This window comes from Actinoplanes oryzae (assembly GCF_030757795.1).
GTDB lineage: Bacteria > Actinomycetota > Actinomycetes > Mycobacteriales > Micromonosporaceae > Actinoplanes.
Window position 1 is genome coordinate 1 of the sequence record NZ_JAUQWH010000145.1, and the last position, 23005, is coordinate 23005.

Consider the following 23005-nt stretch of genomic DNA (forward strand, 5'->3'; position numbering starts at 1 on the left):
GAGACGACGGCCAACCAGCTGAGCCTGTGCATCCTGAGCGTGCTGAGCAGCGCCGAGCTGGCCGCCCTGCTGCGCGCCGATCCGTCGCTGACTCCGGTCGCCGTGGCGGAGATCATGCGGCTCAGCCCGGCCCTGTCGGTGATGTTCCCCCGCGTGGCGGTCGAGCGGATGTCCATCGCGGGCCGGACCGTCGAAGCGGGGGACCCGGTTCTGGTCTCCGTCGTCGACGCGAACCGCCGCAGGAGGGAGGCGACCGCCCGGCACTTCACCTTCGGCCACGGAGTCCACCGGTGCATCGGGGCGCCGCTCGCCCGCCTGCAGCTGACCGAGGCCCTGCACGGGCTGGTGGAGCGGTTCCCGGCCGCGGAACCGGCCGAGGACCCGTCGGCGCTCGCCTGGAAGGCCGGTCAAGCATCACGAGGCCTCTCCCGGTTGTACGTCAACCTGGCGCCGACCGCTCGGTGACGGCCCGGCGCTCATCGGGTCGCGGGTGACGGCGTACGCCGGTCGGGTCGGTCAGCGGGCCGTGACGCGTTCGGCGATCGCGCGGCCCAGCTCGGCGGTCGTCCCGGTGCCGTGCAGGTCGGGGGTCAGCGGGGCGTCGCCGGGGCCGGCGGCCAGGACGTCTTCGACGGCGCCGAGCAGGTGGGCGGCTGCCTCGGGGTGGCCGAGGTGGTCGAGCATCATCGAGCCGCACCAGATCTGGCCGATCGGGTTGGCGATGCCCCGGCCGGCGATGTCGGGGGCCGAGCCGTGCACCGGTTCGAACAGGCTCGGCGCGGTGCCGTCGGGGTTGATGTTGGCGCTGGGGGCGATGCCCAGTGTGCCGGTGCAGGCCGGCCCGAGGTCGGAGAGGATGTCACCGAACAGGTTGCTGGCGACGACGACATCGAACCAGTCGGGGTGCAGCACGAACTGGGCCGCCAGGGCGTCGATGTGGAACTTGTCGAGGCGTACGCCGGGAAACTGCTGCCCCATGGCGGCGGCTCGCTCGTCCCAGTAGGGCATCGAGATCGAGATGCCGTTGCTCTTGGTGGCCGACGTCAGGTGCCGGGCCGGGCGGCGCTCGGCCAGCTCGAAGGCGAAGCGCAGCACGCGGTCGACACCGACGCGCGTCATGACGGTCTCCTGCAGCACGGTCTCGCGCTCGGTGCCCTCGAAGATGCGGCCGCCCACGCTGGAGTACTCGCCCTCGGTGTTCTCGCGGACGACGACGAAGTCGATGTCGCCGGGTTGCCGTCCGGCCAGCGGGCTGCGCACGCCGGGCATGAGGCGGCACGGGCGCAGGTTCACGTACTGGTCGAAGACCCGGCGGAACCGCAGCAGGCTGCCCCAGAGCGAGACGTGGTCGGGGACGACCTCGGGCCAGCCGACGGCGCCGAAGTAGATGGCGTCGTACTGGCGGAGGATCTGCTCCCAGTCCGGCGGCAGCATGGTGCCGTGGCGCTGCCAGTAGGCGGCGCTGGCGAAGTCGAAGGTGTCGAACTCGAGCCCGATGCCGAAGCGCCCGGCGGTGGCCCGCAGCGCTTCCAGCCCGGCGGGGACGACCTCGGTGCCGATGCCGTCACCGGGGATGACGGCGATGCGGTGACTGCGCACGGAACTTTCCTCATCGGGCAACGCGGGCCGCCTTCCGGGCCTGCCGTCCGCCGTCCCGCAGCGCGGCGAGTCCACCCTGGACGTCCTGGGTCGCGATGCGCTCCGCGGCGGCCGAGTCGCCCGCCCGCAGGGCCTTGGCCAGGGCGCGGTGGCTGGTGTAGCGGTCGAGCCCGAACGTGTCGTCCTGGGCCACCTGCTGGAGCACCCGCTCGCGGCGCTCCTCGCGGGCGAACACCTGGCTCTGCTCCAGGAGCCGGACCAGGATCGGATTGTGGGCGCAGGCGCTGACGGTGTCGTTGAACTCCTGGATGGTGTCGAGCAGCGCGGTCAGGTGCCGATCGGCCGGCTGCCCTTGCCGGCGTCGTTCCTTGGCGAGGATCAGCAGGTCGTCGGCGCGGTCGAGGATCTCGTCGAGGGCGTCGAGCTGCTCGGCGGTGGCGTGGCGGGCGGCGAACCGGGCGATCAGGCCGCGCAGGCCGACCTCGACCTCGGCCAGGTCGTCGATGGCGGCCTGGTGGATGGCGCTCACCAGCACCGTGCGCGGCCCGATCCGCTCGATGAGGCCGTCGAGCTCCAGCCGGCGCAGCGCCTCGCGGACCGGGGTGGGGCTGATCCGCAGCCGCTCGGCCATGCCGCGCTCGGTGACCTTGTCCCCGGCGGCGAGCTCGCCGGTGGCGATCGCGGCGCGGACATGACGGTACGCCCGGTCGGCAAGGGTCTCGGCTGTCGTCATGCCCGCACTCTAGCGTGCCACCGCTAATTGCTTTGAGTCAGTTGTTTATTTTGCTGTAGCAAATTACTGTGGCCTGCGACACACGGAGGCGACATGGTCGAAACATCGGTCCGCACCGGCGCCACATCCCACCGCCTGCTCATGTTCTACGTGGCTCTGACGTTCTTCGCGCTGGAGTCGACCTGGAACTTCTACGACAACCAGGTGCCCGCCCTGCTGCGCGAGCACGTTGCCAGTGCCGGGCTGATCGGCCTGTTCATGGGCCTGGACAACCTGCTGGGCATCGTCATCCAGCCCTGGATCGGCAACCGCTCGGACGGCACCCGCACCCGCTGGGGCCGGCGCGTGCCGTATCTCGCGGTCGGCATGCCGCTGGCCGCGGTCGTCTTCGTCTTCCTGCCGTGGACCACCTCGCTCATCGCCCTGGTCACGGTGATGGTCCTGTACGCGCTGCTGGCCAACACCACGCGACCGCTGGCCGAGTGCCTCGTGCCCGACTTCATCTCGCCCGAGCGCCGCGGCCGGGCCAACGCGGTGGTGAAGATCGCCACCTCCCTGACCATCATCGTGGCCTCGCTGATCAGCGTGTTCGTGGTCGACGAGCACCCGCGGGCGGCGTTCGTCATCCCGGCGGCGATTCTGCTGACGGTCAGCGGCGTGCTGATCGCCAAGGTGCGCGACAGCCGGTCGCGGGGCTATCAGGCCGCGCTGGCCGAGGACCGGGCCGCCGGACCGTCGGGCCCGGCGCGGGTGCCGCTGCGCCAGGTCGTCGCCGGGCTGGTCACCGACCACGATCGCCGCAGGCTGCTCCTGCTGCTCACCGTCCTGCTGTTCGGCGGGGCCTGGTTCGCGTCGCGGTCACTGATCACCCCGTACGGGATGGAGGCGCTCGGCCTGAGCCGCGGCGACGCGGGCGGTCTCACGCTGCCCAGCGGCGTCGCCTACCTGCTCGCCGCGTATCCCGCCGCGGTGCTCGCCGAACGCGTGGGCCGGCTGCGCACCATCGCCGCCGGCATGGCACTCTTCGCCGCCGCCATGATCGCCGGCACCCTGCTGCAGACCGTAACCGGCACGGTCATCGCCTTCTGTGTCGCCGGTGTCGGAGCGGCCGCCTTCACCATCAATGCCGCGGTGGCGCTGTGGAACCTGGCGCCGACCAGCCGCGTGCTGGGCACCTACACCGGCCTGTACGCGGTCACCTGGTATCTGGGCGGCTTCGCCGGTCCGGCGCTGATCGGCGGCGTCACCGACCTCACCGGCTGGAACTGGATGCTGCTCGACATCGCGGTGCTCGCCGCCCTCGCCGTCCTGGTCGTCCTGCGCCTGGACCGGCTGCACCGTCGCCAGGAGGCCGTGCCCGCCGGCGCGCTCTGACACCCGTCGCATCCGACACCGGAAGGAAGCAATGCCGAGCATTCTCATCACGACCGACTATCTCGTCCCCGCCGACGAGGTGGACCGTTACCTGACCGGGCTGGGCTTCACCACGCGGCACGCGCCGATGCGCGGGCGACGCCGGCCGGACGAGCTGATCGCGGCGCTGGCCGGCGCCGAGGGCGCGCTGATCGCCAACGAGCCGATGACCGGGGCCGTCCTGCGCGACGCGCCGGACCTGCGGGCGGTCGTGCGCACCGGCGTCGGCTACGACTCGGTCGACGTGGCCGCGGCGGCCGAGCTGGGCATCACCGTGAGCAACCTGCCCGGGATCAACGCCAACGCGGTGGCCGAATACACGATCGGGCTGCTGCTCGCCCACGCGCGCCGGCTGGTGCCGATGGCCACCGGGGTCGCGGCCGGAGGCTGGCCGCGCGAGGACGGTACCGAGCTGCGGGGCAAGACGCTCGGCCTGATCGGCTGGGGCGCGGCGGCCCGGCGGACCGCGGTGCTGGCCGACGCCTTCGGCATGCGGGTGCTGTGTACGACAGGCGTCGCGCCGCAGGCACGCGGTGCCACGCCGGTCCGCTTCGTCGAGCTCGGCGAGATGTTGCACGACAGTGACGTGGTGTCGGTGCACACGGCGCTCACCGACCGTACGCGGCACCTGCTCGGCGCCGCGGCCTTCGCGCGCATGAAGCGAGGCGCCTATCTGATCAACACCGCCCGCGGTCCGATCGTGGACGAGGCGGCGCTGGTCGCCGCCGTGCGCAGCGGACACCTGAGCGGCGCGGCACTCGATGTCGTGGACGTCGAGCCGCTGCCCGCCGACAGCATCCTGCGCACCGTGCCGGGCATCACCGTGTTCTCGCACATGGCCGGGCAGACCACCGAGGCCCGCCGCGCCGCCGGACTCGAAGGCGCCAAGGAGCTGGTCGCCGCGCTGGCCGGCCATCCCGCGTCAGCCGTCAACGCCCACCTGATCACCGAGCCGAGGAAGGCACCATGACCTCCGTACGCATCCTCGTGCCCTCGGGCATGCTCGGCGCGGGCTTCCCCGCCGAGATCGTCGACCGCGGCATCGAGCTCGGCGCCGACGTGATCGCCGTGGACGGCGGCTCGACCGACTCCGGCCCGTACTATCTGGGCACCGGCACCGCCAAGACGACCGCCGCGGCGGTCAAGCGCGACCTGCGCATCCTGCTGCGCGCCGCGGCCCGGGCCGGCATCCCGCTGATCGTGGGGTCGTGCGGCACCAGTGGCACCGACGCGGGCGTCGACTGGGTCGCCGGCATCGCCCGCTCGGTGCTGGCCGAGGAGCACCTGTCGCTGCGGGTGGCGACCATCTACGCGGAGCAGCGGGCCGCCGACCTCAAGGAGTACCTCGGGCAGGACCGGATCCGGCCGCTGCCACCGGCCGGCGAGCTCGATCTGCCGACCGTGGAGAGCTGCACGCACATCGTGGCGATGATGGGCCACGAGCCGATCGCGGACGCGCTCGCGGCCGGCGCTGACGTGGTGCTGGCCGGGCGGGCCACCGACACCGCGGTGGCGGCTGCCTTCCCGTTGCTGCACGGGATGCCGGCCGGACCGGTCTGGCACGCCGCGAAGATCGTCGAGTGCGGCGCGCAGTGCACCACCGACCCCCGTTCCAGCGGCGTCTTCGCCACTGTCGACGCGACCGGCTTCACCATCGAGCCGCTGGACCCGGGCAACGCCTGCACGCCGCACACGGTCGCCGCACACATGCTCTACGAGACAGTGAACCCGTTCTCGATGCGCGAGCCGGCCGGCACGCTGGAGGTCGCCGATGCCGTCTACACCGCCCTCGACGACCGCCGCGTACGCGTCGAAGGGTCAGTCTTCGCCGTCGCCGAGCAGTACACCAACAAGCTCGAGGGGGCGCGGATCACCGGCTACGAGACGATGTCGTTCACCGCCATCCGCGACCCGCACATCCTGGCGCGCATCGACACGTGGGCCGCCCTGCTGCGCCGCATCCTCACCGAGCGCGTCACCCAGACCCTCGCCCTGGGCGCCGGGGACTATGCCTTCGACATCCGCCTGTACGGACACAACGCGGTGCTCGGCGCGATCGAGCCGCCGCCCGCATCGCCGCCGCGGGAGGTGGGCGTGATGCTCCTGGTCAGCGCCGCCGACCAGGAGACGGCCACGGCGATCGCGAAGATAGCGAACCCGCTGATGCTGCACCTGCCGACCCCGGACATGGCCTTCCTGCCCAGCCTGGCGTTCCCGTTCTCGCCCGCCGAGACCGAGCGCGGCGCGGCCTACGAGTTCGTGCTCAACCACGTCGTCGCCGTCGACTCGCCGGCGGAGCTGTTCCGCACTGTCTGGGAGGACTCGGATGTCTGAGACGATCGCCGACCTGGCTGTCGAGGTGCGGTCGAAGAATGCCGGCCCGTTCTGGACGACCATGGAACTGTTCATGCGCGACGGCGCCGGCTTCGAGGCGGTCGCCTTCGTGGACGCCGAGCTGATCGCCCGCCTCTACGGCATCGCCGCGGACACCGTGCAGATCTTCCGCATCCCGGCGCTGAACGTCGTGAAGATCTCCTTCCCGCGCCCGGTCGTCCAGGGCAGCCTGACCGACCGCGACATGCACGCCGGCCAGCACCACGTACCCCTGGCGTCGCTGCCCGTGCCCACCCGGGCCGGGTGACCGACCGGCCCGGCGCGATCGGCGCAGCTCCCCGCGCGGGTTCCAGCCGTCACCGGACGAACGCTGCGGCAGCGGTGGCAACGAGGGGCGAGGAGGGGAGCAGCACGGCCCCCCTCGCACCTGGTACATCGCGGAACGTGCCGCAAGCATTGGCGTCGGGAGAGGTGGTTGCCGCGGCAGCCACCACATCGGAGATGTGAGGGGACACCAATGACTGACGGGCGCTTCGCGGGCAAGGTCGTGATCGTGACCGGTGCCGGGGTGGGAATCGGCGCGGCGACGGCGCAGCGGTTCGCGGCCGAGGGTGCGACGGTGATCGCCGTCGGGCGGACCGAGGAGACGCTGAAGCAGCTGGCCGCGAGCGCCGACGGTGTGGTCGAGGCCGTGGTCGGCGACGTGTCGGACCAGGCGGGGATCGCCGCGGTCATCGACGGGGTGGTGGCGCGGCACGGGCGCCTCGACGTGCTCGTCAACAACGCCGGCATCCTGGTGGTGGGCACGGTCGAGCAGGTGGACGCCGAGGCGTGGCGCCGGGTCATGGCGACCAATGTCGACGGCATCTTCTTCTGCTCCCGGGCCGCGCTGCCGCACCTGCGCGCCGTGGGCGGCTGCATCGTGAACGTCGGGTCGCTGTCGGGGTTCGGCGGGGACTGGGGCCTGGCCGCCTACAACACGTCGAAGGGCGCGGTCACCAACCTGACGAACGTGATGGCGCTCGACCACGGGCCCGAGGGCGTCCGAGTCAACGCCGTGCACCCGACGCTGACCGCCACCGACATGGCGGCGCCGCAGATCGCGCGGACCGAGATCCATGACGGCTACCTCGAGCGGATCGCGATGCGCCGCCTCGCCCAGCCCTCGGACGTCGCCGCTGCCATCGCCTTCCTGGCCAGCGCCGACGCGTCGTTCATCAACGGCGCGCACCTCATGATCGACGGCGGGATCCGCGCCTCGAGCGGGCAGCCGAACATGCGCTTCGACGAGCTCGTCGCCTGAGCCGGCAGGGGCCCTCGTCCGCAAGCCGATGTTCTGAGCTGGGACACGACCAGCGGGCGAGGCCCGCAGACGGTCAGGTACGGCTTGAGAACGGCGATGAACGCCGGACACGCCGGCGGACGTCGTACGGACGTGCGGGCGGATTCACCAGGGCCGCCCGCACCCGACGATCCGCAAGGCAAGCCGAGGAGTTGAGCACCGATGCCACACAACCATGAAGTGTCGGCCGACGAGATCGTGGCCGCACTGACCAGTCACGTGCGGCCGGAGCGGATCGGGACCGGCGAGGCGATCGGCGCGGCCGTGCCGCCGTGGAACGCCGCGGTGACCGATCGCCCGGCGGCAGTGATCCGGTGCCTGGAGACCAGCGACGTTCAGGCCGGCATCATGGCCGCGCAGCGGGTGGGCGTGCCGCTGACGGTCTACGGGCGGGGCCACGACTGGGCTGGACGCGCGCTGCGCCCGGGCGGGCTCGTGCTCGATCTGTCCGGCCTCAACGGTGTCCGAGTGAACCCGGCAGCCGGGCTGGCCACGGTCGGTGGCGGGACGAGTGTCGGCGAGCTCCTGTCGGCCGCCGGCGAGCACGGGCTGGTCGCGGTGACCGGCACGGTGGACTCGGTCGGCATGGTGGGGCTGGCCACGGGCGGCGGGTACGGGCCGCTGAGCGGGCGTTTCGGCCTGGCTGCCGACAACCTGGCCGCCGCCACGGTGGCCCTGGCCGACGGTTCCGTCGTCGAGGCCGACGAGGACCTGCTCTGGGCGCTGCGTGGCGGGGGCGGGAACTTCGGCGTCGTGGTGGAGGCCCGGTTCAATGTCCATCGGGTCCCGTCGGTCGTGGGCGGCACTGTGATCTATCCGTTCGATCAGGCCGGTCAGGTGCTGAAGAACCTGCGGGAGCTGCACGAGGAGATGCCGGACGAGCTGACGGTGCAGACCGCTCTGCTCAGCGGCCCGGACGGGGCGCCGGTGGTGCTCTTGTCGCCGACCTGGGTGGGCCCGCGGGAAACGGGTTTGGCCGAGGACGGACCCGTGTACGCACTGACCCGGCTGGGGACGCCGGCCATGGCGATGATCGCCGAGAAACGCCTCGCCGACGGCGCGGCCGAGCTGGGCGCGATGTTCCCGTACGGACGGCAGGTGGAGATCAGCACCCGGTCGGTGCCGACGATCAGCGACGAGGTCGCCGCAGCCCTGATCGAGCACGTCGCGCGCAAGCCCTCGCCGTTCACCGCGGTCGCCCTGCACTCGTTCCACGGCGCCGCCGCCCGGGTCGCGCCCGGGGCCAGCGCGTTCGGCACCCGCGTACCCCATCACATGGTGGAGATCATCTCGGTCTGGACCGACACGAACGAATCGCCGGTGCAGCGGCAGTGGGCGCGGGATCTTTCGGCGGCGCTTCAGCCGTACGCGTTGGAGGGCGGCTACCCCAACCTGCTCGGGCCGGACGCCGTGGACCAGATTCCGCTGGGCTTCGGCGGCAACGCCGGCCGTCTGCGGGCGCTCAAGGATCGCTACGACCCGGCCGGGGTTTTCCGCGCGATCCCGCTGCCGTTCTGATCCGTACCGGATCGCCGTTCCGATGCGGTGAGGGCCGGGACCGGCCTTTCCCGGTGGTGCTCACAGCCCTCACCGCGAACGTTCGTGGTCAGGGCTGCGGGACCCCCGCCTTGGATCCGCTCGCTACCCATATGGTCAGCGTCGCCAGGAAGGTGTGATCGGCGACGCATTCGTCGAGGGCGTCGAGCCATGCGGAGCAAAGGCCGGCCGCCGGGTGGTCGCCCATGATGCCCATGACCATGTGACGGTCGAGAGGCAGGAGCTGGTTCGCGTCGGCGAGGACGTCGAAGACCAGCGTGACGGGTTCCGCCTGAACGTCGGTCAAGCCGGTCTGGATCATCCGGCGATGCAGGGTGCGGCCGGCTGTACGGTCGCCCTTGCTCACCTGGCCGGTGAGGATCGCGATGACCTCGGGTGTCCTCTCGCGAAGCAGCGTGGAGGAGCCGTCCGGGAGCATCGAGTCCCAGTCGGTGTCGATCAGCAGCAAACGGCCGCGAGGGCGCAGCACGCGGACCAGTTCGGCAATCGCCTTGTCCGGTTCCGTCAGGTGCTGCGTCACGCGCTCACAGCGCACAGCGCCGAACGAGTCATCACCGAAAGGCAGATGCAGGATGTCGGCTACCCGGTACTCCGCGCGGCCGTCAGGATGGCGCTGGATCGCATCGGCGATCGCATCGGGCGAGTGGTCGGTCCCGATGACCTCCGCATCGGGAAAGCGGGCAGCCAAGTCGGCCGCCACCTCGCCGTTGCCGCACCCCGCGTCGACGATCCGTTCGGCGCCGGAGAGTCCCCACCGCGCAGGTCGGTGTGGTCGCCCTCGGGGCGCATGACGACCAGGTCGGGCATGCGGGCCAGGAACGGGTGCGTCGGCGCCCGGTGCCGGCGGTAGAGCCCGCAGAAGAACGCGAAGTCGGGTGCCGGGCCGGCCAGGTCGCCGGCCTGGGTGAAGTCGGGGAGGCCCTCGGGTCCCGCGGGGACGTGGCAGAGCGCGTGCTCGGCCCCGTGCGGGACGAGCACGACGTCGCCGGGGTGGACCGCCGTCGGTGTCCCGTCGCGGGTCGTGAGCCAGCCGTCGCCGGCGAGGATCACGTGAAAGCCCGTGCCGCTGACCGCGGGGAAGCGCATGCCCCACGCGCCGCGCAGTCCTATCCGCCGCCCGTAGGCCTCTCCGCTGCGCAGACCGGCGACAACGGCGTCGATGATGTCCACCGCGCCTACGGTAGCCCGCGGCGACGGCGTCGGATCGGGGTGAACGCCGGGGCGCCGGGGCGCGTTGTGCTGGGGGAACGGGGCATTCAATGCCGGCCGGGCCGGACCAGGCCGCTCTCGTAGCCGAAGACGACGGCGTGGACGCGGTCACGGAGGTGGAGTTTGGTCAGGACGCGGCTGACGTGGGTCTTGGCGGTCTGCTCGGAGATGACCAGGGCGGCCGCGATCTCGGCGTTGGAGAAGCCGGTGGACATGAGTTCGAGCACTTCGCGTTCGCGGGCGGTGAGCATGTCCAGGATGCCGGGCAGGACGGGATGGCGGCGCGGGTGGGCCTCGATGAAGCTGGCTATGAGGCGTTTGCTGATGCTGGGTGGCAGCAGAGCCTCGGTGTCGGCCATGAGGTGGATGGCCTGGATCAGCTCGGTGGGCTCGCAGTCCTTGTTGAGGATGGCGGAGGCTCCGGCCTCGAGTGCTTCGTAGAGGCAGTCGTCGATGTCACATTCCGTCATGATCAGCACCCGGGGGGCGGGGCCGCCGACCGGCCGCGCGGCCACGATGCCCCGGGTCGCGGCGATGCCGTCCAGCCGTGGCATCTGCGTGTCCATCAGGACGACGTCCGGGCGTAGGTCGCAGTACTGCTGGATGGCGCTGCGGCCGTCGCCGGCCTCGCCGACGACGGTGAGGTCGGGCTGCTGGGCCAGGACCATGCGCAGGCCGGCGCGGACGAGCGGCTGATCGTCGGCGATCATGACGCGGATCATGACGGAAGTCCTTCCGTGTTCGACGGCACCGGCGACCAAGGCCTCCGGCTCGCCGACCATAGCAGAGAAGAGAACGTTCTGTCTCCCACGTGACGCCGGGTACATGAGGCCGGATGCGTGAACAGCGCGGTGCACCGCCGACGTCGAACGAGGCGTGACTGAGACACCAACATTGCCCGACGGAGTCGAGTGGACTGCCGTCGTCGTCGCCGCCCATCGCGCCGCCGAGTCGCTGTCCGCCCGGCCCGCCTTCCGGGATCCGCTCGCCGAGGCCCTCCTGGTCCGGCTCGGGCTGGCCGAGCCGGGGGAGCGGCCACGCTTCGACTCCATGCCGGGGCAGATGAACGGCACGACCGAGTTGATGGGCGACCTCGTCGTGCTGCGTACCCTGCACTTCGACCGCGCGCTGACGGCGTCCGGCCTCGACCAGGTGGTGCTGCTGGGCGCCGGTCTCGACGGGCGGGCCTACCGGATGCCCTGGGCCGGCCGGCGCGTCTTCGAGCTGGACCTGCCCGGCGGGCTCGCGCTGAAGGCGGCGGCCGCGCGGGCGGCCGGGCTCGAGCCGATCGCCACGCGGACGCCGGTGCCGGTCGACCTGGCCGGTGACTGGCCCGCCGCGTTGCTCGCCGCGGGGTTCGAGCCGTCGCGCCCGACCGCGTGGGTGGCCGAGGGGTTGACCGTCTATCTGAGCCGTACCGAGGCTGATCTGCTGATGAGCCGGGCCCGCGAGCTGTCCGCTCCCGGCAGCCGGTGCTACGTCGAGATCGCGCAGCCGATCGGCTCCCGTCTGACCGTGGAGTCCGCGTCCGACGACGGGCTGCGCCGGCTCGCCTCGGTGCTGCGGTACGGCCCGCCCACCCCGCCGCACGCGTGGATGTCCGGGCACGGCTGGTCGCCGGACGCGATGACGCTGGTGGAGCTGGGCCGGCGGTACGGGCGGGAGGTGCGGCCGACCTGGGATCCCGCGCGGGGCGGGATCGACCTCTGGTACTTCGACGCCGAGGTCGAGGCCGGCCGCCCCGATCCCGCGGTGCTAGCGCCGGGCGCCGGTGTGCACGGGTAGTGCGTCGAGGCCCCGGATCAGCAGCCGCGGCCGCCACGTCACCTGCTCCGCAGGGACGGCGAGGCGGAGCCGGGGGAACCGCGTGAGCAGCCGGTCGAACGCGATCATCGCCTCCATCCGGGCCAGGGGCGCGCCGATGCACCGGTGGATCCCGTGGCCGAACGCCAGGTGCGAGTTCGGCGTACGGCTGAGGCGAAGCTCGCCGGGACTGTCGAACCGGGACGGATCGCGGTTCACGGCGAGCAGGCTGACCATGACCACGTCACCGGCCCTGATCGGCGCGCCCGCCAGCTCGAAGTCCTCGGCGGCGATCCGGCCGGTGGAGAACTTCAGCGAGCTCTCGTAGCGGAGGAACTCCTCGATCGCCTCGGGCAGCAGCTCCCGCCCGAGGCGCAGCCGCTCCCAGCGCTCGCGCTCGCTGAGCAGCAGGAAGCTGCCGTTGCCGAGCAGGTTGGCGGTCGTCTCGGTGCCGGCGATCAGCAGCATGAAGACCATGGAGGTCAGCTCGTCCTCGGAGAGCCTGTCCTCGTCGTCGCGCACCGCGATCAGGCCGGAGAGCAGGTCGTCGCCGAGGCGGGTCCGGCGCTGCCGCAGCAGATCCCGGATGTACGCCAGGAAGGCCGTCGTGGTGGACTGCAGCGTCTGGCTGGTCACTTCGCCGGTCGGGTCGACGCCGGCGACGATGTGCCCCGACCAGACGCGGAACGTGTCGCGGTCGGCGTCCGGGATCCCCAGCAGCTCGCAGATGACCTGGATCGGCAGCGGGACGGTGAACGCGTTCAGCAGGTCGGCCTGCTCGTGTGCGCTCATCTCGTCGAGCAGCGTGTCGGTGATCTGCTCGACGCGCGGGCGCAGCGACTCGATGCGCCGGCTGGTGAACGCGCCCGACAGCAGCTTGCGCAGCCGGGTGTGGTCGGGCGGGTCGGCCGAGAGCATGTGCATGTTGAGCGCGCGGTCGGTCTCGGAGTACGAGCCGGCGTCGCGGGGCGCCTTGGACAGCCGGGGATCGGCCAGCGCCTGGCGGCCGGTTTCGTACTCCGTGACCAGCCACACCTGCTCGCCGCCGGGCAGCGGCACTTGCCGGATCGGGCCTTCGGCGCGCCATCGGGCGTACGCCGGGTGGGGATCGGCTGTGATGAAGGTGTTCAAGGGAGTCGCTTCCTCTCCGCGATGACGAGTCCGCGGTTACGGGCGTCTCCCTTGTCGACGACCGGCTGTCACGCCTGCGTTCACGGCGTCCGGCGATGTGACTCAGGTGTCTTCCCCGCCGCGGTCAGGGTGAGCGCGATGTCGGTGAGCAGATCCTCCTGACCGCCGACCAGCCGTCGCCGGCCCGCCTCGACGAGCAACGTGCGCACGTCGGTGCCGTAGCGCTCGGCCGCTGTCTCGGCGTGGCGCAGGAAGGACCCGTACACGCCGGCGTAGCCGAGGGTGAGCGTCTCGCGGTCGACCCGGACCGGCCGGTCCTGCAGCGGGCGGACCAGGTCGTCGGCCGCGTCCTGCAGCGCGAACAGGTCGCAGCCGTGGTCCCAGCCGTGCAGGTCGGCCACCGCGACGAACGCCTCGAGCGGGGTGTTGCCCGCCCCGGCGCCCTGACCGGCGAGCGAGGCGTCGACCCGGGTCACGCCCTCCTCGACGGCGACCACCGAGTTGGCCACCGACAGCGAGAGGTTCTCGTGCGCATGGATGCCGATCTCGGTGCCGGGGTCGAGGACGTCGCGGTAGGCCCGCACCCGTTCCCGGACGTCGTTCATCATCAGCCGCCCGCCGGAGTCGGTGATGTAGACACAGTGGGCGCCGTAGGACTCCATCAGCTTGGCCTGCCCGGCCGCCGTGGCCGGGTCGGTCATGTGACTCATCATCAAAAAGCCGGAGACGTCCATGCCCAGCTCGCGGGCGGTCGCGATGTGCTGCGCGGAGACGTCGGCCTCGGTGCAGTGGGTGGCCACCCGGACCGAGCGGACCCCCAGCTCGTACGCGTGCTCGAGGTCGTCGATGGTCCCGATCCCGGGCAGCAGCAGCGTCGTGAGGCGCGCGTTGCGCAGCGACGCGGCGGCGGCCGTGATCCAGTCGGCGTCGGTGTGGCTGCCCGGTCCATAGGTGAGGCTGCCGCCGGCCAGGCCGTCGCCGTGGGCCACCTCGATCGCGTCGACCCCGGCGGCATCGAGCGCCGCCACGATCTGTCCGACGGTTGCCGGCTCGAGGCTGTGCCGGATGGCGTGCATGCCGTCGCGGAGGGTCACGTCCTGCAGGAAGACCCGGGTCATCGGGCGGTCTCCTTCCGCTGAGCGATGCGCTCGGCGACCCGGATGGCGGCCGAGGTCATGATGTCCAGATTCCCGGCGTACGCCGGAAGGTAGTGCGCCGCGCCCTCGACCTCGAGGAAGACGGTGACCTGGTGCGTGGGCGCGGCGGAAGGCCGCTCGGCGAGCAGTGTGTGCACCGGCTGCCCGGCCGGGACCGGGTTGATCTGCACGCGCTGCTTGAGCCGGTAGCCGGGCACGTACGCGGCGACGTCGGCGACCATCTTCTCGACCGAGGCCCGGATCTGCGCGTGCGTCGTCTCGTCGGGCGCGGCCACCAGGGCCAGCACGGTGTCGCGCATGATGAGCGGCGGCTCGGCCGGGTTGAGGATGATCACCGCCTTGCCGCGCTGCGCCCCGCCGACGGCCATGATGGCCTGCGCGGTGGTCTCGGTGAACTCGTCGATGTTGGCCCGCGTGCCCGGTCCGGCGGACTTCGCGGCGATCGACGCGACGATCTCGGCGTACGGGACGGGGGCCACCCGGGCGATCGCGGCGACCACCGGGATCGTGGCCTGGCCGCCGCAGGTCACCATGTTGACGTCGGGCGCGTCGAGGTGCTCCCCGAGGTTGACGGCGGGCACCACGTACGGCCCGATCGCGGCCGGCGTGAGATCGATCAGCCGCTTGCCGTACGGTGCGAGCTTCCCGGCGTTGGCCACATGCGCCCCGGCCGACGTCGCGTCGAACACGATCTCGATGTCGCCGAACTCCGGCATGGCGATCAGCCCGTCGACGCCGCCGGCGGTGGTGGGCACGCCGAGACGACGCGCGCGGGCCAGCCCGTCGGACTCGGGGTCGATGCCGGCCATGGCGCCCATCTCGAGGTGTTCCGACACCCGCAGCACTTTGATCATCAGATCGGTCCCGATGTTGCCCGAGCCGATGACGGCCACCTTCGTCCGGCTCATGCGTCGGCTCCTGTCCCGGTGGCGAAGGTGACGCCGACCTGCCCCAGGCCGGTGATGGTGGCGGTCACCACGTCGCCCGGCCCGACCGGGATCATCGGGCCGAGCGCGCCGGACAGGACGAGCTGTCCCGCCCGCAGCGGGTCGCCGTGGTCGCGGGCGGTGCGCGCGAGCCAGGCCAGCGCGTTGAGCGGGTCACCGAGGCAGGCCGAGCCGTCGCCCTGGGACGCCTGCCGGCCGTTCACGGTCAGCTCCATCGCGGCCTCGACGGGGGCGAACCCGGTGAGCGGCACCCGGAGCGCACCCAGCGCGAACATGCCGCTGGAGGCGTTGTCGGCGACCGTGTCACCGAACGTGATGTCCCAGCCCGCGATCCGGCTGTCGACGATCTCCAGCGCGGCCACCGCGTACTCGACGGCGTCGCGTACCTGGGCGGGACCCAGGTCCCCGTCCGCGAGGTCCGCCCCGAGCACGAAGGCGATCTCCGCCTCGATCTTCGGCTGCAGGAGCCGGCCCGGGGGGACGATCCCGCTGCCGGAGACGTCCATGTCGGCGAAGAGAACGCCGAAGTCGGGGCGGTCGACGCCCAGCTGGGCCTGCACCGCGGGGGAGGTGAGGCCGATCTTGCGGCCGACGACGGTGGCGCCCTCGGCCAGCCGCGCGGCGGTGAGCTGTTGCTGCACGGCATAGGCGGCATCGACGTCGGCGGCGCCGATCAGGTCACGCACGGGCGCGCAGGGGACCCGGGTCCGGAAGGCCGTCAGCAGCCGCTGCGCGGCGGCGCGGGCCGGCGAGGGGAGATTCTCGGTCACGCTGTCAGCCTGATCGAGGGGGCGGCCCGAGCTCCAGGCTCGTGTTCCGGTCAGTGGGATCCTGTTCGGATCAGCCGGCCCCGAGCGTCCCGCGCCGGCTGATCGCCGCGGTGACGGCGGCGGCCGCCGCGCCCACCGAGGAGGCGTGCAGCGGCGGCGTGAACCCGGGCACCGGGCCGGTGACGCTGATCGCGGCCACGACGCTGCGGTCGGCGTCGAAGACGGGCGCGGCGACACAGGCGACGCCCACGCCCGATTCCTCGTACTCGTAGGCGATCGCCTTCGCACGGGCGACGCCCAGCTGGGCACGCAGCATCCCGGCGTCGACGATCGTGCGGGGTGCCAGGCGCCGCAGGGGCGTGCTCAGCACCCGGTCGAGCAGCTCCGCCGGGGAGTGGGCCAGCAGGGCCTTGCCGACCGCGGTGGCGTGCAGCGGCATCCGGCCGCCGATGCGGGACGGCGACTCCACGGCCCGGCGCCCGCCCACCTTCGCCACGTAGAGCACCTCGGTGCCCTCGAGCACGGCCAGGTGCACCGTCTCCCGCGTCTGATCCCGCAGCCGGTCGAGAGACGGGGTGGCCGCGTCCAGCAGCCCGCGTTCGGTGGAGGCGCGCATGCCCAGCTCGAACACCAGGCCGGACAGGTGGTAGCGCCCGTGGCGACGGCCCAGCAGCCCGGCGCGGAGCAGGTCGTCGGCGACCCGGTGCAGCGTGGCGCGGGGCAGGGCGGTCTGTGCCTGGAGCTCGGCGAAGGTCAGGGTGGTCCGCTCGACCGTGAAGGCGCGCAGGATCAACAGGGCCTTGCCGAGGACGGTGTCACGGCCTGGTGCGCCGGCCCGCGCAGCGGTGGTGTTCATGGCATCGGCTTCCTTGTGGCGTGCGTCCTGACCTCATTATAGTGAGCGCTACATACAGACGACGGAGATGAACCATGACGACTTCCGTTGACCTCGGCGACGCCGAGGTGGCCTACACCGAGTCCGGCTCCGGTCCGGCGGTGGTCTGGCTGCACGGCTCCGGGCCCGGCGCCACCGGCATGAGCAACTTCGGCGGCAACCTTCCGGCCTTCGCCGACCACCGCAACATCGTTCCCGACCTGCCCGGCTGGGGCGGCTCGCCGCGCAAGACCGACCAGCCGCTGCTGTTCCACGCCGCCGAGACGGTCGGGCGGCTGCTGACCGCCCTCGGCATCGAGCGCGCCCACCTGGTCGGCAACTCCTACGGCGGCGGCGTGGCGATGCGGCTGGCGATCACCGAGCCCGAGCGGGTCGGCCGCCTGGTTCTCATGGCACCCGGCGGCGTCCTGCCGCCCGACGCGCCGCCGTGGCCGATCGGCTTGGAGCACCTCTTCGGCTACATGGCGGCCGAGAAGCCGTCCCGGGAGGCGATGGCCGAGTTCGTCCGCCTGATGGTCCACGACCCGGCCCTGGCCACCGAGGCGCTGATCGACGAGCGCTACCGGTCGAGTCTGCTCGTGCATCCCGAGCTGCCGATCCCGCCCCTGTTCGGCGACCTGACGCCGGACCTGCCGCGCATCCGGGCCAAGACGCTGCTCATCTGGGGCCGCGAGGACCAGACCGTGCCGCTGACGTGGGCGAGCCGCATCCTGCACGGCATCCCCGACGCCGAGCTGCGGGTGCTGCCGCATTGCCGCCACTGGGTCCAGTACGAGCGGGCGGCCGACTTCAACCACATCGTCCGGGAGTTCCTGTCCGCCGAGAGCGCGAGGTAGCCGTGGGAATCAGCAAGCTGGGGTACGTCGGCCTCGACGTCACCGACGTCGCCGCCTGGGCCGACCTGTTCGACCGCACCCTCGGCGTCGGGTCCACCCGGGAGAAGTCCGGCCCCGACGAGGCCGTGCTGCTGGAGCTCGACGACTTCACGTACCGGCTGGCGCTGTACCGATCGGCCGAGGATCGCCCCCGGCACATCGGATGGGTCGTCGACCGCGCCGCCGAGCTGGAGCGGCTGACCCAGCGGCTGACCGGGGCCGGCTTCGTCGTGAAGGAGGCCCCGGCCGACGAGGCGGCGGTTCGCGGTGCCGTCGCGATGCGGTGGTTCACCGACCCGGCCGGCTTCCGGGTCGAGCTCGCGCTCGGCGAGAAGCGGACGACCCGCCCCCGCCGGCCCGTGGACGCCACGCCCGGTGTCACCGGGCTCGGGCACCTGGTGGTCCCCAGCCCGAAGCTGGCCGAGATGCGCGAGCTCTATGAGTCGGTGCTCGAGTTCAAGCTGACCGATTATCGGGCGCCCGGCCTGTTCTTCTTCCGGTGCAACTCCACCCACCACAGCATCGCGCTCGGCACCGCCGACACGGCCTCGATCCACCACCTGGAGATCGAGCACGGGTCGATCGACGACATCGGCCGCGCGTTCGACCGCGCGCAGGCCAACCAGGTGCCGATCTCGATCAGCCTCGGCCGCCACATGAACGACAAGGCCATCTCCTTCTACGTGCGGAACCCGAGCGGCTTCCACCTCGAGATCGGCTACGGCGCCATCGAGGTCGGCGACGACTACGTCCCGCACGACTTCGGCATGCCCAGCGTCTGGGGCCACAAGCACGCCCAGGTCAACCCGTTCTCGCAGGCGTAGGACCTGCGTCGGAGCGCTCGGCCGCGGCGCTGCCGGCGCTGCGGGCCGGGTCGTCCGACCTTGACAGTGTTACGATTCCGCCCAAGTTAACACCTGTCAACTTGGGGGAGCCCGCTGATGCCCACCGTTGCCGACCTCCCCGAGCCGCCCGGTCTTCCTGTTCTGGGTCACGGCCCATCCCTGGCCCGGGGCGGCACGATGCACCGCACGCTCTACCGGTGGCGGCAGCAATGCGGCGCGACGTACCGGGTCCGGCTGGGCCCGGCCACCGCCGTCGTCACCTCGGCGCCGGACGTCATCGACACGGTGCTGCGCGAGCGTCCGGGAACGTTCCGCCGCGCCAGTTACCTCAGCGACGTCATCGACGAGCTGGGCGGGCACGGCCTGTTCAATGCCGAAGGCGCCGACTGGCGCCGGCTGCGCCGCAGCGCCGTACCGGGATTGAGCGTGACGTCCCTGCGCAACGCATTCGCCACCATGGTCCGGTCGACCGGTCGCCTGCGTGACCAGTGGATGATGGCGCGGCCGGACGAGCGCGTCGAGGTCCTCGACGACCTGATGCGCTACACGCTGGAGGTGATCGGCAGCCTGACCCTGGGCCACGACCTCGATGCCGTCCGGCGGCCGCACGAGGACGGCCTGCATCAGCGCCTGCCGTTGATCGCCTCGACGGTGGTCCGCCGGATGTACAGCCCGCTCCCGTACTGGCGCCTGATCCGCCTCCCCGCCGACCGCCGCACCGACTCCGCGATGGCCGAGGCGGGCGAGCTGATTGCCGAGCGATATGCCGACGCGAGGCAGCGGATGAGCGCGGGCGAGGCACCCACGTGCTATCTCGACAGCTTGGTCAAGGACAGCCTCGACAGCGGAGAGCCGCTGACCGAGCGGGACGCGATCGGCGCCGTTGTCAACATGCTCGTCGCGGGCGAGGACAACACGGCCGCTCAGGTCGCCTGGGCGATGTATCACCTGGCCACCAACCCGGAGGTGCAGGAGAAGATCCGCGCCGAGACGGCGGAGGTGCTGGGCGACCGGCCGTTCCCCGGCGACGCGGCCTCGCTGTCCAGGCTGAGCTACGTCGAGGCCGTCGCGAAGGAGACGACGAGGGTCAACCCACCCTCGCCCTACCTCATCATGGAGGCCACCGAGGATGCCGAGGTCCCCTTCGGCGCGGAATCACTGCAGGTCGATGGCGGCACGGTGCTCATCCTGCTGCTCGACGACGGCACGGATCCCGGGCAGTTCCAGCCGGGGCTCCAGCTGCCGGGCCGGGCCGGTGCGCCGCCGTCCCGGCACTTCGGCGGCGGACCGCGCCTGTGCCCCGGCCGCAACTTGGCCTTGGTCGAGAGCATGCTGCTGATCGCCATGGCGTGCCACAACTTCGCCATCGAGCTGGACACCTCCCGCGGCCCGGTCGGCGAACGGGTCACGCTGTCGGTGTTCCCCACCAATCTCGGCGTACGGCTGCGGCCGCACCGGGGCTAACCGGCGAAGCCCCACGTGGTGAGCAGCCGGTCGAGCTGCACCGCCGGCTGCTCGGGCCACGGGTGATCGGGCTTGTGGATGCGCAGCGACACCACCCCGTGCGCGCAGGCCCACAGATCCTGGGCGGTGAGTCCCGACGCGCCCCCCGCGGCCTCCAGGAGCTCACCGATGCGCCCCAGCAGCGCGTCCGCGGCGTCGCTGTGGACATGATCGGCACCCAGCTGCTCAGCGCTCTCGAAGCGCAGCTGGTAGAGACCCGGATTGGCCAGCCCCCAGGTCAGATAGCCGTGCGCGAGCACGCGCAGCCGTTCCCTCGGCGGCCGGCCAGGATCGTCCGCCCCGGCGACCCCCTCGACGAAGGACGCGTCGATGCGCAGCAGGACAGCCTGGTTGAGGTCGCTCTGCGAGGCGAAGTGCCGGTAGACCGCGGTGGCCGAGACGGCGCACGCCCGGGCGACCGCCCGCAGCGACGGGACCGCGAGTGACATCCTGGTCGACGCGAGCTCGATCGCCGCCGCCAGCAAGTCGTCGTACAGGTTGTCGCCGCGCACCGGTCACCTTCCGGCTTGTGCGCGCTGAGCCGCCAGGCCGCGGACGAGGGCGACGAACGGGGCCACGTGCGCGCTGTGCGTCGTGCCCTCGAAGCTGGTGCTCACGGACAGGCCGTCGGTCATCGCGCGGCCGATGACGGCCAGCTCGTCGACGAACTTCCGGTCGGCGTCGCTCTGCGGGGCGAAGACCGGGGTGAGGGCGTCCACCCAGGAGGCGTGGGCGTAGGACCGGATGCGGCGGGCGATCTCGAGGACCGGCTCCATGTCGGCCAGCGAGCCGGCCGAGACGGCCAGCAGCAGGCGCAGGTAGTCGGGCCGCTGGTCGAGGGCGGCGCAGGCCGCGGTGAACCAGAGCTCGAACCGCTCGATCGGCTCGTGGCCGTCGAACGACGAGGGGCTCGGGAACGACGCGTGCAGCTCCTCGAAGGTGCGCTCGAGCAGCGAGCCGAGCACGCCGAGCTTGCTGCCGAAGTGGTAGTAGATCGAACTGGCGGGCAGCCCGGAACGGGCGGACAGCTCGGAGATGAGCATGCCGTCGTAGCCGCGGGTCGAGACCAAGGTGCGAGCAGCCGCGAGGATCACATCGCGGCTGCTCGGAGCACCTTCACCGTTCGTCATCCGATCATTCTAGGTGCGCCGCGGGCTCGGCTTCGGGTGCCCTACTTGCCCCAGAGCGCCGCGAACCGGTCGGCCACGTCGGGATAGGCGGAGAAGCCCCGCGCCGGGTCGAAGCTGATGTCCTCCGGGCGCAGGAACTGCTGCACCAGAGCCTCGCCGTCGAGCACGTTCTGCTGCGGCTGCTGCTTGGTGATGAGCCGGGCCGCGGTGTCGACGGCGGTCCAGGCCAGCGTGTTGAGGTCCGCGCCCAGCTCGACCGTCGCCTGCTTGTCCTTCAGGTACTGCAGGTTCGTCGGCAGCGGGTTGGCCCCGACGATCTGGGTCTTCTCCAGACCGGCCACCTTGAGCCGGGCGGGCAGGCCGGTGGCGACGGCGGAGGACTGGAAGGCGATCGCGTCGGTGCCGGGGTTCGCCCGCAGGTCGCTCACGATGCGCTCGGGTGCCTTGTTGCCGACCTCGGTGATCGGGATCTGCACGACCCGCGCCTCGCAGTCCGGGCACAGCTCCTTGAGCTCCTCCTCGAAGCCGCGTTTGACCGCACTTCCGTACGCCAGCTCGTTGTGGACGTACAGCACGGCCTCGACCGCCTTGTCGTTGGTGGCGACCAGGTACGCGGCCTGCAGGCGGCCCTGCTTCTCGAAGGCGGCCTCGCCGTTGGGCTGAACCAGACCGGAGTCCGCGCCCGCCACCGTGCCCAGCGAGATCACCGGGATCCCGGCGGCGACGAGCTGCTTGCGCTGGTTCTCCCAGAGCGCGGGGTCGATGGCGGTGTTGATGACCGCGGCCGGCCGTTGCTGCACGACTGTGCTGAAGGCGCTCTGCACGCCGCTGGCGGAGGTGCCCGCGCGGACGGCGTACAGCTCGGCGCCCAGCTTCTGGGCGGCCGGCTGCATCAGCTTGTAGATCAGCGACACCAGCGCGTTGCCGTTGTCGACGTAGGCGATCCGGGTCCCGGCGGGCACCGGCGAGGTGAGCTTCTCGGTGATCGGGAACTCGCTGGGCTTGCCGGTCAGCGGCTCGATCAGGGCTTGGGCCTTCTGCTTGGCGTCGGCCGGGATCGCGGCCGACGCCTGATCCTCGGTGCCGCCACATCCGGCGAGGGCAAAGGTGGTCAGCAGCGCCGCGCTGCCGAGCGCGAGCATGCGTGTTCTCATCAAGGAGTTCCTTCGTGTCGGAGGGAGGGAAGGAAAGAGATCAGGCGGCGGCGCGGCCGGCCGACTTGCGCAGCCGGGTCACGGCCACCGCCAGCAGCAGCGCGACGCCGTTGAAGAGCTCCGGGATCCACACCGGCGCGCCGGCCAGCTGGAGCCCCTTGACGCCGGTGGCGAGGACGTACACCGCGACGACCGTGCCGAGGACGTTGAAGCGGCCGTTGCGGAACTGCGTGGAGCCGAGGAACGCCGCGGCGAACGCCGGCAGCATGTAGCCGGGGCCCACGGTCGGGTCACCGGTGGCCAGCGACGAGCTGAGCAGGATGCCGGCGACCGCGGCGAGCACCGCGCACGCCACCATGCTGGCCACCACGACCACGTCGGTGCGTACGCCGGAGAGCCGGGCGGCGCCCGCGTTGCCCCCGGTCGCGTACACGGTCCGGCCGAGGTGGGTGTTGTCCAGCACGTACCAGACGACGGCGGAGAGCACGACCATGAGGTAGACCGAGGCCGAGATCCCGAAGATCTCGTACGTCGCGATCTGCTGGAAGTCGCTGCCCAGGTCGAGGATCTGCGCGTCGTGCGAGATCCAGGAGATCGCGGCCAGCAGC

The 23005-nt window shown here is 71.8% G+C and carries 24 protein-coding genes and 1 pseudogene; 11 read left to right on the forward strand and 14 right to left on the reverse strand.

The features are described from left to right. Window positions 1–465: cytochrome P450 (locus tag RBH18_RS33560; protein ID WP_306214498.1), on the forward strand; the 465-nt coding region annotated here is incomplete at its 5' end. 51 nt (window positions 466–516) lie between these two features. Here the strand turns inward: RBH18_RS33560 and RBH18_RS33565 are convergent. Both RBH18_RS33565 and RBH18_RS33570 read right to left on the reverse strand, forming a co-directional pair. Continuing rightward, on the reverse strand, window positions 517–1599 hold the full coding sequence (locus tag RBH18_RS33565) for a tartrate dehydrogenase (protein WP_306214499.1): 1083 nt from the start codon (window positions 1597–1599) through the stop codon (window positions 517–519). A 10-nt stretch (window positions 1600–1609) separates the two neighbouring features. Next, on the reverse strand, window positions 1610–2332 hold the full coding sequence (locus RBH18_RS33570; protein ID WP_306214500.1) for a GntR family transcriptional regulator: 723 nt from the start codon (window positions 2330–2332) through the stop codon (window positions 1610–1612). Window positions 2333–2425: 93 nt separating this feature from the next. Here RBH18_RS33570 and RBH18_RS33575 point away from each other — a divergent pair, with 93 nt between their 5' ends. From RBH18_RS33575 to RBH18_RS33600, 6 genes are all read left to right on the forward strand, one after another. Beyond that, window positions 2426–3706, forward strand: a complete 1281-nt coding sequence (locus RBH18_RS33575) for an MFS transporter (RefSeq protein ID WP_306214501.1) — start codon at window positions 2426–2428, stop codon at window positions 3704–3706. Window positions 3707–3737: 31 nt separating this feature from the next. Continuing rightward, entirely contained in the window at window positions 3738–4715 is a 978-nt protein-coding gene (locus RBH18_RS33580; protein WP_306214502.1) for an NAD(P)-dependent oxidoreductase, read from the forward strand. Further along, window positions 4712–6079: an acyclic terpene utilization AtuA family protein gene (locus RBH18_RS33585; protein WP_306214503.1), complete on the forward strand. Its 1368-nt coding sequence runs from the start codon at window positions 4712–4714 to the stop codon at window positions 6077–6079. Before RBH18_RS33580 ends, RBH18_RS33585 begins: the two co-directional genes overlap by 4 nt. After that, entirely contained in the window at window positions 6072–6386 is a 315-nt protein-coding gene (locus tag RBH18_RS33590) for a DUF4387 domain-containing protein (protein ID WP_306214504.1), read from the forward strand. Before RBH18_RS33585 ends, RBH18_RS33590 begins: the two co-directional genes overlap by 8 nt. Before the next feature lie 210 nt (window positions 6387–6596). Then, a complete protein-coding gene (locus RBH18_RS33595) occupies window positions 6597–7382 on the forward strand; it encodes an SDR family NAD(P)-dependent oxidoreductase (RefSeq protein ID WP_306214505.1) in 786 nt (261 codons plus the stop codon). Window positions 7383–7583: 201 nt separating this feature from the next. After that, window positions 7584–8939: an FAD-binding oxidoreductase gene (locus RBH18_RS33600; RefSeq protein WP_306214506.1), complete on the forward strand. Its 1356-nt coding sequence runs from the start codon at window positions 7584–7586 to the stop codon at window positions 8937–8939. Window positions 8940–9027: 88 nt separating this feature from the next. On the opposite strand, the gene RBH18_RS33605 is transcribed toward RBH18_RS33600, so the two are convergent. From RBH18_RS33605 to RBH18_RS33615, 3 genes and pseudogenes are all read right to left on the reverse strand, one after another. Then, entirely contained in the window at window positions 9028–9678 is a 651-nt protein-coding gene (locus tag RBH18_RS33605) for a methyltransferase domain-containing protein (RefSeq protein WP_372339033.1), read from the reverse strand. Window positions 9679–9755: 77 nt separating this feature from the next. Further along, a pseudogene (locus tag RBH18_RS33610) lies at window positions 9756–10148 on the reverse strand (cupin domain-containing protein); the annotation flags it as partial. An 86-nt stretch (window positions 10149–10234) separates the two neighbouring features. Continuing rightward, window positions 10235–10909 (reverse strand): response regulator, encoded by a 675-nt coding sequence (locus RBH18_RS33615; RefSeq protein ID WP_306214507.1) that lies wholly within the window; start codon window positions 10907–10909, stop codon window positions 10235–10237. 154 nt (window positions 10910–11063) lie between these two features. Here RBH18_RS33615 and RBH18_RS33620 point away from each other — a divergent pair, with 154 nt between their 5' ends. Continuing rightward, complete coding sequence (locus RBH18_RS33620) at window positions 11064–11972, forward strand: SAM-dependent methyltransferase (protein ID WP_306214508.1); 909 nt, start codon at window positions 11064–11066, stop codon at window positions 11970–11972. On the opposite strand, the gene RBH18_RS33625 is transcribed toward RBH18_RS33620, so the two are convergent. The 5 genes from RBH18_RS33625 to RBH18_RS33645 all read right to left on the reverse strand — a co-directional run bounded on the left by RBH18_RS33625 (window position 11943) and on the right by RBH18_RS33645 (window position 16851). After that, window positions 11943–13121, reverse strand: a complete 1179-nt coding sequence (locus tag RBH18_RS33625) for a cytochrome P450 family protein (protein WP_306214509.1) — start codon at window positions 13119–13121, stop codon at window positions 11943–11945. The genes RBH18_RS33620 and RBH18_RS33625 overlap by 30 nt on opposite strands. An 80-nt stretch (window positions 13122–13201) precedes the next feature. Then, window positions 13202–14239 (reverse strand): 4-hydroxy-2-oxovalerate aldolase, encoded by a 1038-nt coding sequence (gene dmpG / locus RBH18_RS33630; protein WP_306214510.1) that lies wholly within the window; start codon window positions 14237–14239, stop codon window positions 13202–13204. Continuing rightward, window positions 14236–15186 (reverse strand): acetaldehyde dehydrogenase (acetylating), encoded by a 951-nt coding sequence (locus tag RBH18_RS33635; protein WP_306214511.1) that lies wholly within the window; start codon window positions 15184–15186, stop codon window positions 14236–14238. The genes dmpG and RBH18_RS33635 overlap by 4 nt, the downstream gene beginning before the upstream one ends. Further along, window positions 15183–15995 (reverse strand): 2-keto-4-pentenoate hydratase, encoded by an 813-nt coding sequence (locus tag RBH18_RS33640; RefSeq protein ID WP_306214512.1) that lies wholly within the window; start codon window positions 15993–15995, stop codon window positions 15183–15185. Before RBH18_RS33640 ends, RBH18_RS33635 begins: the two co-directional genes overlap by 4 nt. A 70-nt stretch (window positions 15996–16065) precedes the next feature. Continuing rightward, window positions 16066–16851 carry an IclR family transcriptional regulator gene (locus RBH18_RS33645; protein ID WP_306214513.1) on the reverse strand — a complete coding sequence of 262 codons (786 nt, stop codon included), beginning with the start codon at window positions 16849–16851 and terminating at the stop codon, window positions 16066–16068. Window positions 16852–16925: 74 nt separating this feature from the next. On the opposite strand from RBH18_RS33645, the gene RBH18_RS33650 reads away from it, so the two are divergent. From RBH18_RS33650 to RBH18_RS33660, 3 genes are all read left to right on the forward strand, one after another. Then, complete coding sequence (locus tag RBH18_RS33650; protein ID WP_306214514.1) at window positions 16926–17726, forward strand: alpha/beta fold hydrolase; 801 nt, start codon at window positions 16926–16928, stop codon at window positions 17724–17726. A 2-nt stretch (window positions 17727–17728) separates the two neighbouring features. Further along, the gene (locus RBH18_RS33655; protein ID WP_306214515.1) at window positions 17729–18589 is read left to right on the forward strand and encodes a VOC family protein; all 861 of its coding nucleotides are present in this window, start codon (window positions 17729–17731) and stop codon (window positions 18587–18589) included. A gap of 117 nt (window positions 18590–18706) precedes the next feature. After that, the gene (locus tag RBH18_RS33660) at window positions 18707–20074 is read left to right on the forward strand and encodes a cytochrome P450 (RefSeq protein WP_306214516.1); all 1368 of its coding nucleotides are present in this window, start codon (window positions 18707–18709) and stop codon (window positions 20072–20074) included. Here RBH18_RS33660 and RBH18_RS33665 read toward each other — a convergent pair. From RBH18_RS33665 to RBH18_RS33680, 4 genes are all read right to left on the reverse strand, one after another. Then, window positions 20071–20625 carry a TetR/AcrR family transcriptional regulator gene (locus tag RBH18_RS33665; RefSeq protein WP_306214517.1) on the reverse strand — a complete coding sequence of 185 codons (555 nt, stop codon included), beginning with the start codon at window positions 20623–20625 and terminating at the stop codon, window positions 20071–20073. The two genes, RBH18_RS33660 and RBH18_RS33665, sit on opposite strands and share 4 nt — an antisense overlap. A gap of 3 nt (window positions 20626–20628) precedes the next feature. After that, the gene (locus RBH18_RS33670; RefSeq protein WP_306214518.1) at window positions 20629–21243 is read right to left on the reverse strand and encodes a TetR/AcrR family transcriptional regulator; all 615 of its coding nucleotides are present in this window, start codon (window positions 21241–21243) and stop codon (window positions 20629–20631) included. 41 nt (window positions 21244–21284) lie between these two features. Beyond that, window positions 21285–22397, reverse strand: a complete 1113-nt coding sequence (locus RBH18_RS33675) for a sugar ABC transporter substrate-binding protein (protein ID WP_306214519.1) — start codon at window positions 22395–22397, stop codon at window positions 21285–21287. A gap of 40 nt (window positions 22398–22437) precedes the next feature. Beyond that, window positions 22438–23005 (reverse strand): ABC transporter permease (locus RBH18_RS33680; protein ID WP_372339034.1); only part of this gene is annotated, 568 nt, incomplete at its 5' end.

What these genes read in the sequence shown, in the direction of transcription:
- dmpG (WP_306214510.1), bottom strand. Translation starts at nt 14,239, where the DNA reads ATGACCCGGGTCTTCCTGCAGGACGTGACCCTCCGCGACGGCATGCAC.
- RBH18_RS33590 (WP_306214504.1), top strand. Translation starts at nt 6,072, where the DNA reads ATGTCTGAGACGATCGCCGACCTGGCTGTCGAGGTGCGGTCGAAGAAT.
- RBH18_RS33635 (WP_306214511.1), bottom strand. Translation starts at nt 15,186, where the DNA reads ATGAGCCGGACGAAGGTGGCCGTCATCGGCTCGGGCAACATCGGGACC.
- RBH18_RS33670 (WP_306214518.1), bottom strand. Translation starts at nt 21,243, where the DNA reads ATGACGAACGGTGAAGGTGCTCCGAGCAGCCGCGATGTGATCCTCGCG.
- RBH18_RS33660 (WP_306214516.1), top strand. Translation starts at nt 18,707, where the DNA reads ATGCCCACCGTTGCCGACCTCCCCGAGCCGCCCGGTCTTCCTGTTCTG.
- RBH18_RS33615 (WP_306214507.1), bottom strand. Translation starts at nt 10,909, where the DNA reads ATGATCCGCGTCATGATCGCCGACGATCAGCCGCTCGTCCGCGCCGGC.
- RBH18_RS33575 (WP_306214501.1), top strand. Translation starts at nt 2,426, where the DNA reads ATGGTCGAAACATCGGTCCGCACCGGCGCCACATCCCACCGCCTGCTC.
- RBH18_RS33580 (WP_306214502.1), top strand. Translation starts at nt 3,738, where the DNA reads ATGCCGAGCATTCTCATCACGACCGACTATCTCGTCCCCGCCGACGAG.
- RBH18_RS33585 (WP_306214503.1), top strand. Translation starts at nt 4,712, where the DNA reads ATGACCTCCGTACGCATCCTCGTGCCCTCGGGCATGCTCGGCGCGGGC.
- RBH18_RS33595 (WP_306214505.1), top strand. Translation starts at nt 6,597, where the DNA reads ATGACTGACGGGCGCTTCGCGGGCAAGGTCGTGATCGTGACCGGTGCC.
- RBH18_RS33675 (WP_306214519.1), bottom strand. Translation starts at nt 22,397, where the DNA reads ATGAGAACACGCATGCTCGCGCTCGGCAGCGCGGCGCTGCTGACCACC.
- RBH18_RS33570 (WP_306214500.1), bottom strand. Translation starts at nt 2,332, where the DNA reads ATGACGACAGCCGAGACCCTTGCCGACCGGGCGTACCGTCATGTCCGC.
- RBH18_RS33650 (WP_306214514.1), top strand. Translation starts at nt 16,926, where the DNA reads ATGACGACTTCCGTTGACCTCGGCGACGCCGAGGTGGCCTACACCGAG.
- RBH18_RS33645 (WP_306214513.1), bottom strand. Translation starts at nt 16,851, where the DNA reads ATGAACACCACCGCTGCGCGGGCCGGCGCACCAGGCCGTGACACCGTC.
- RBH18_RS33600 (WP_306214506.1), top strand. Translation starts at nt 7,584, where the DNA reads ATGCCACACAACCATGAAGTGTCGGCCGACGAGATCGTGGCCGCACTG.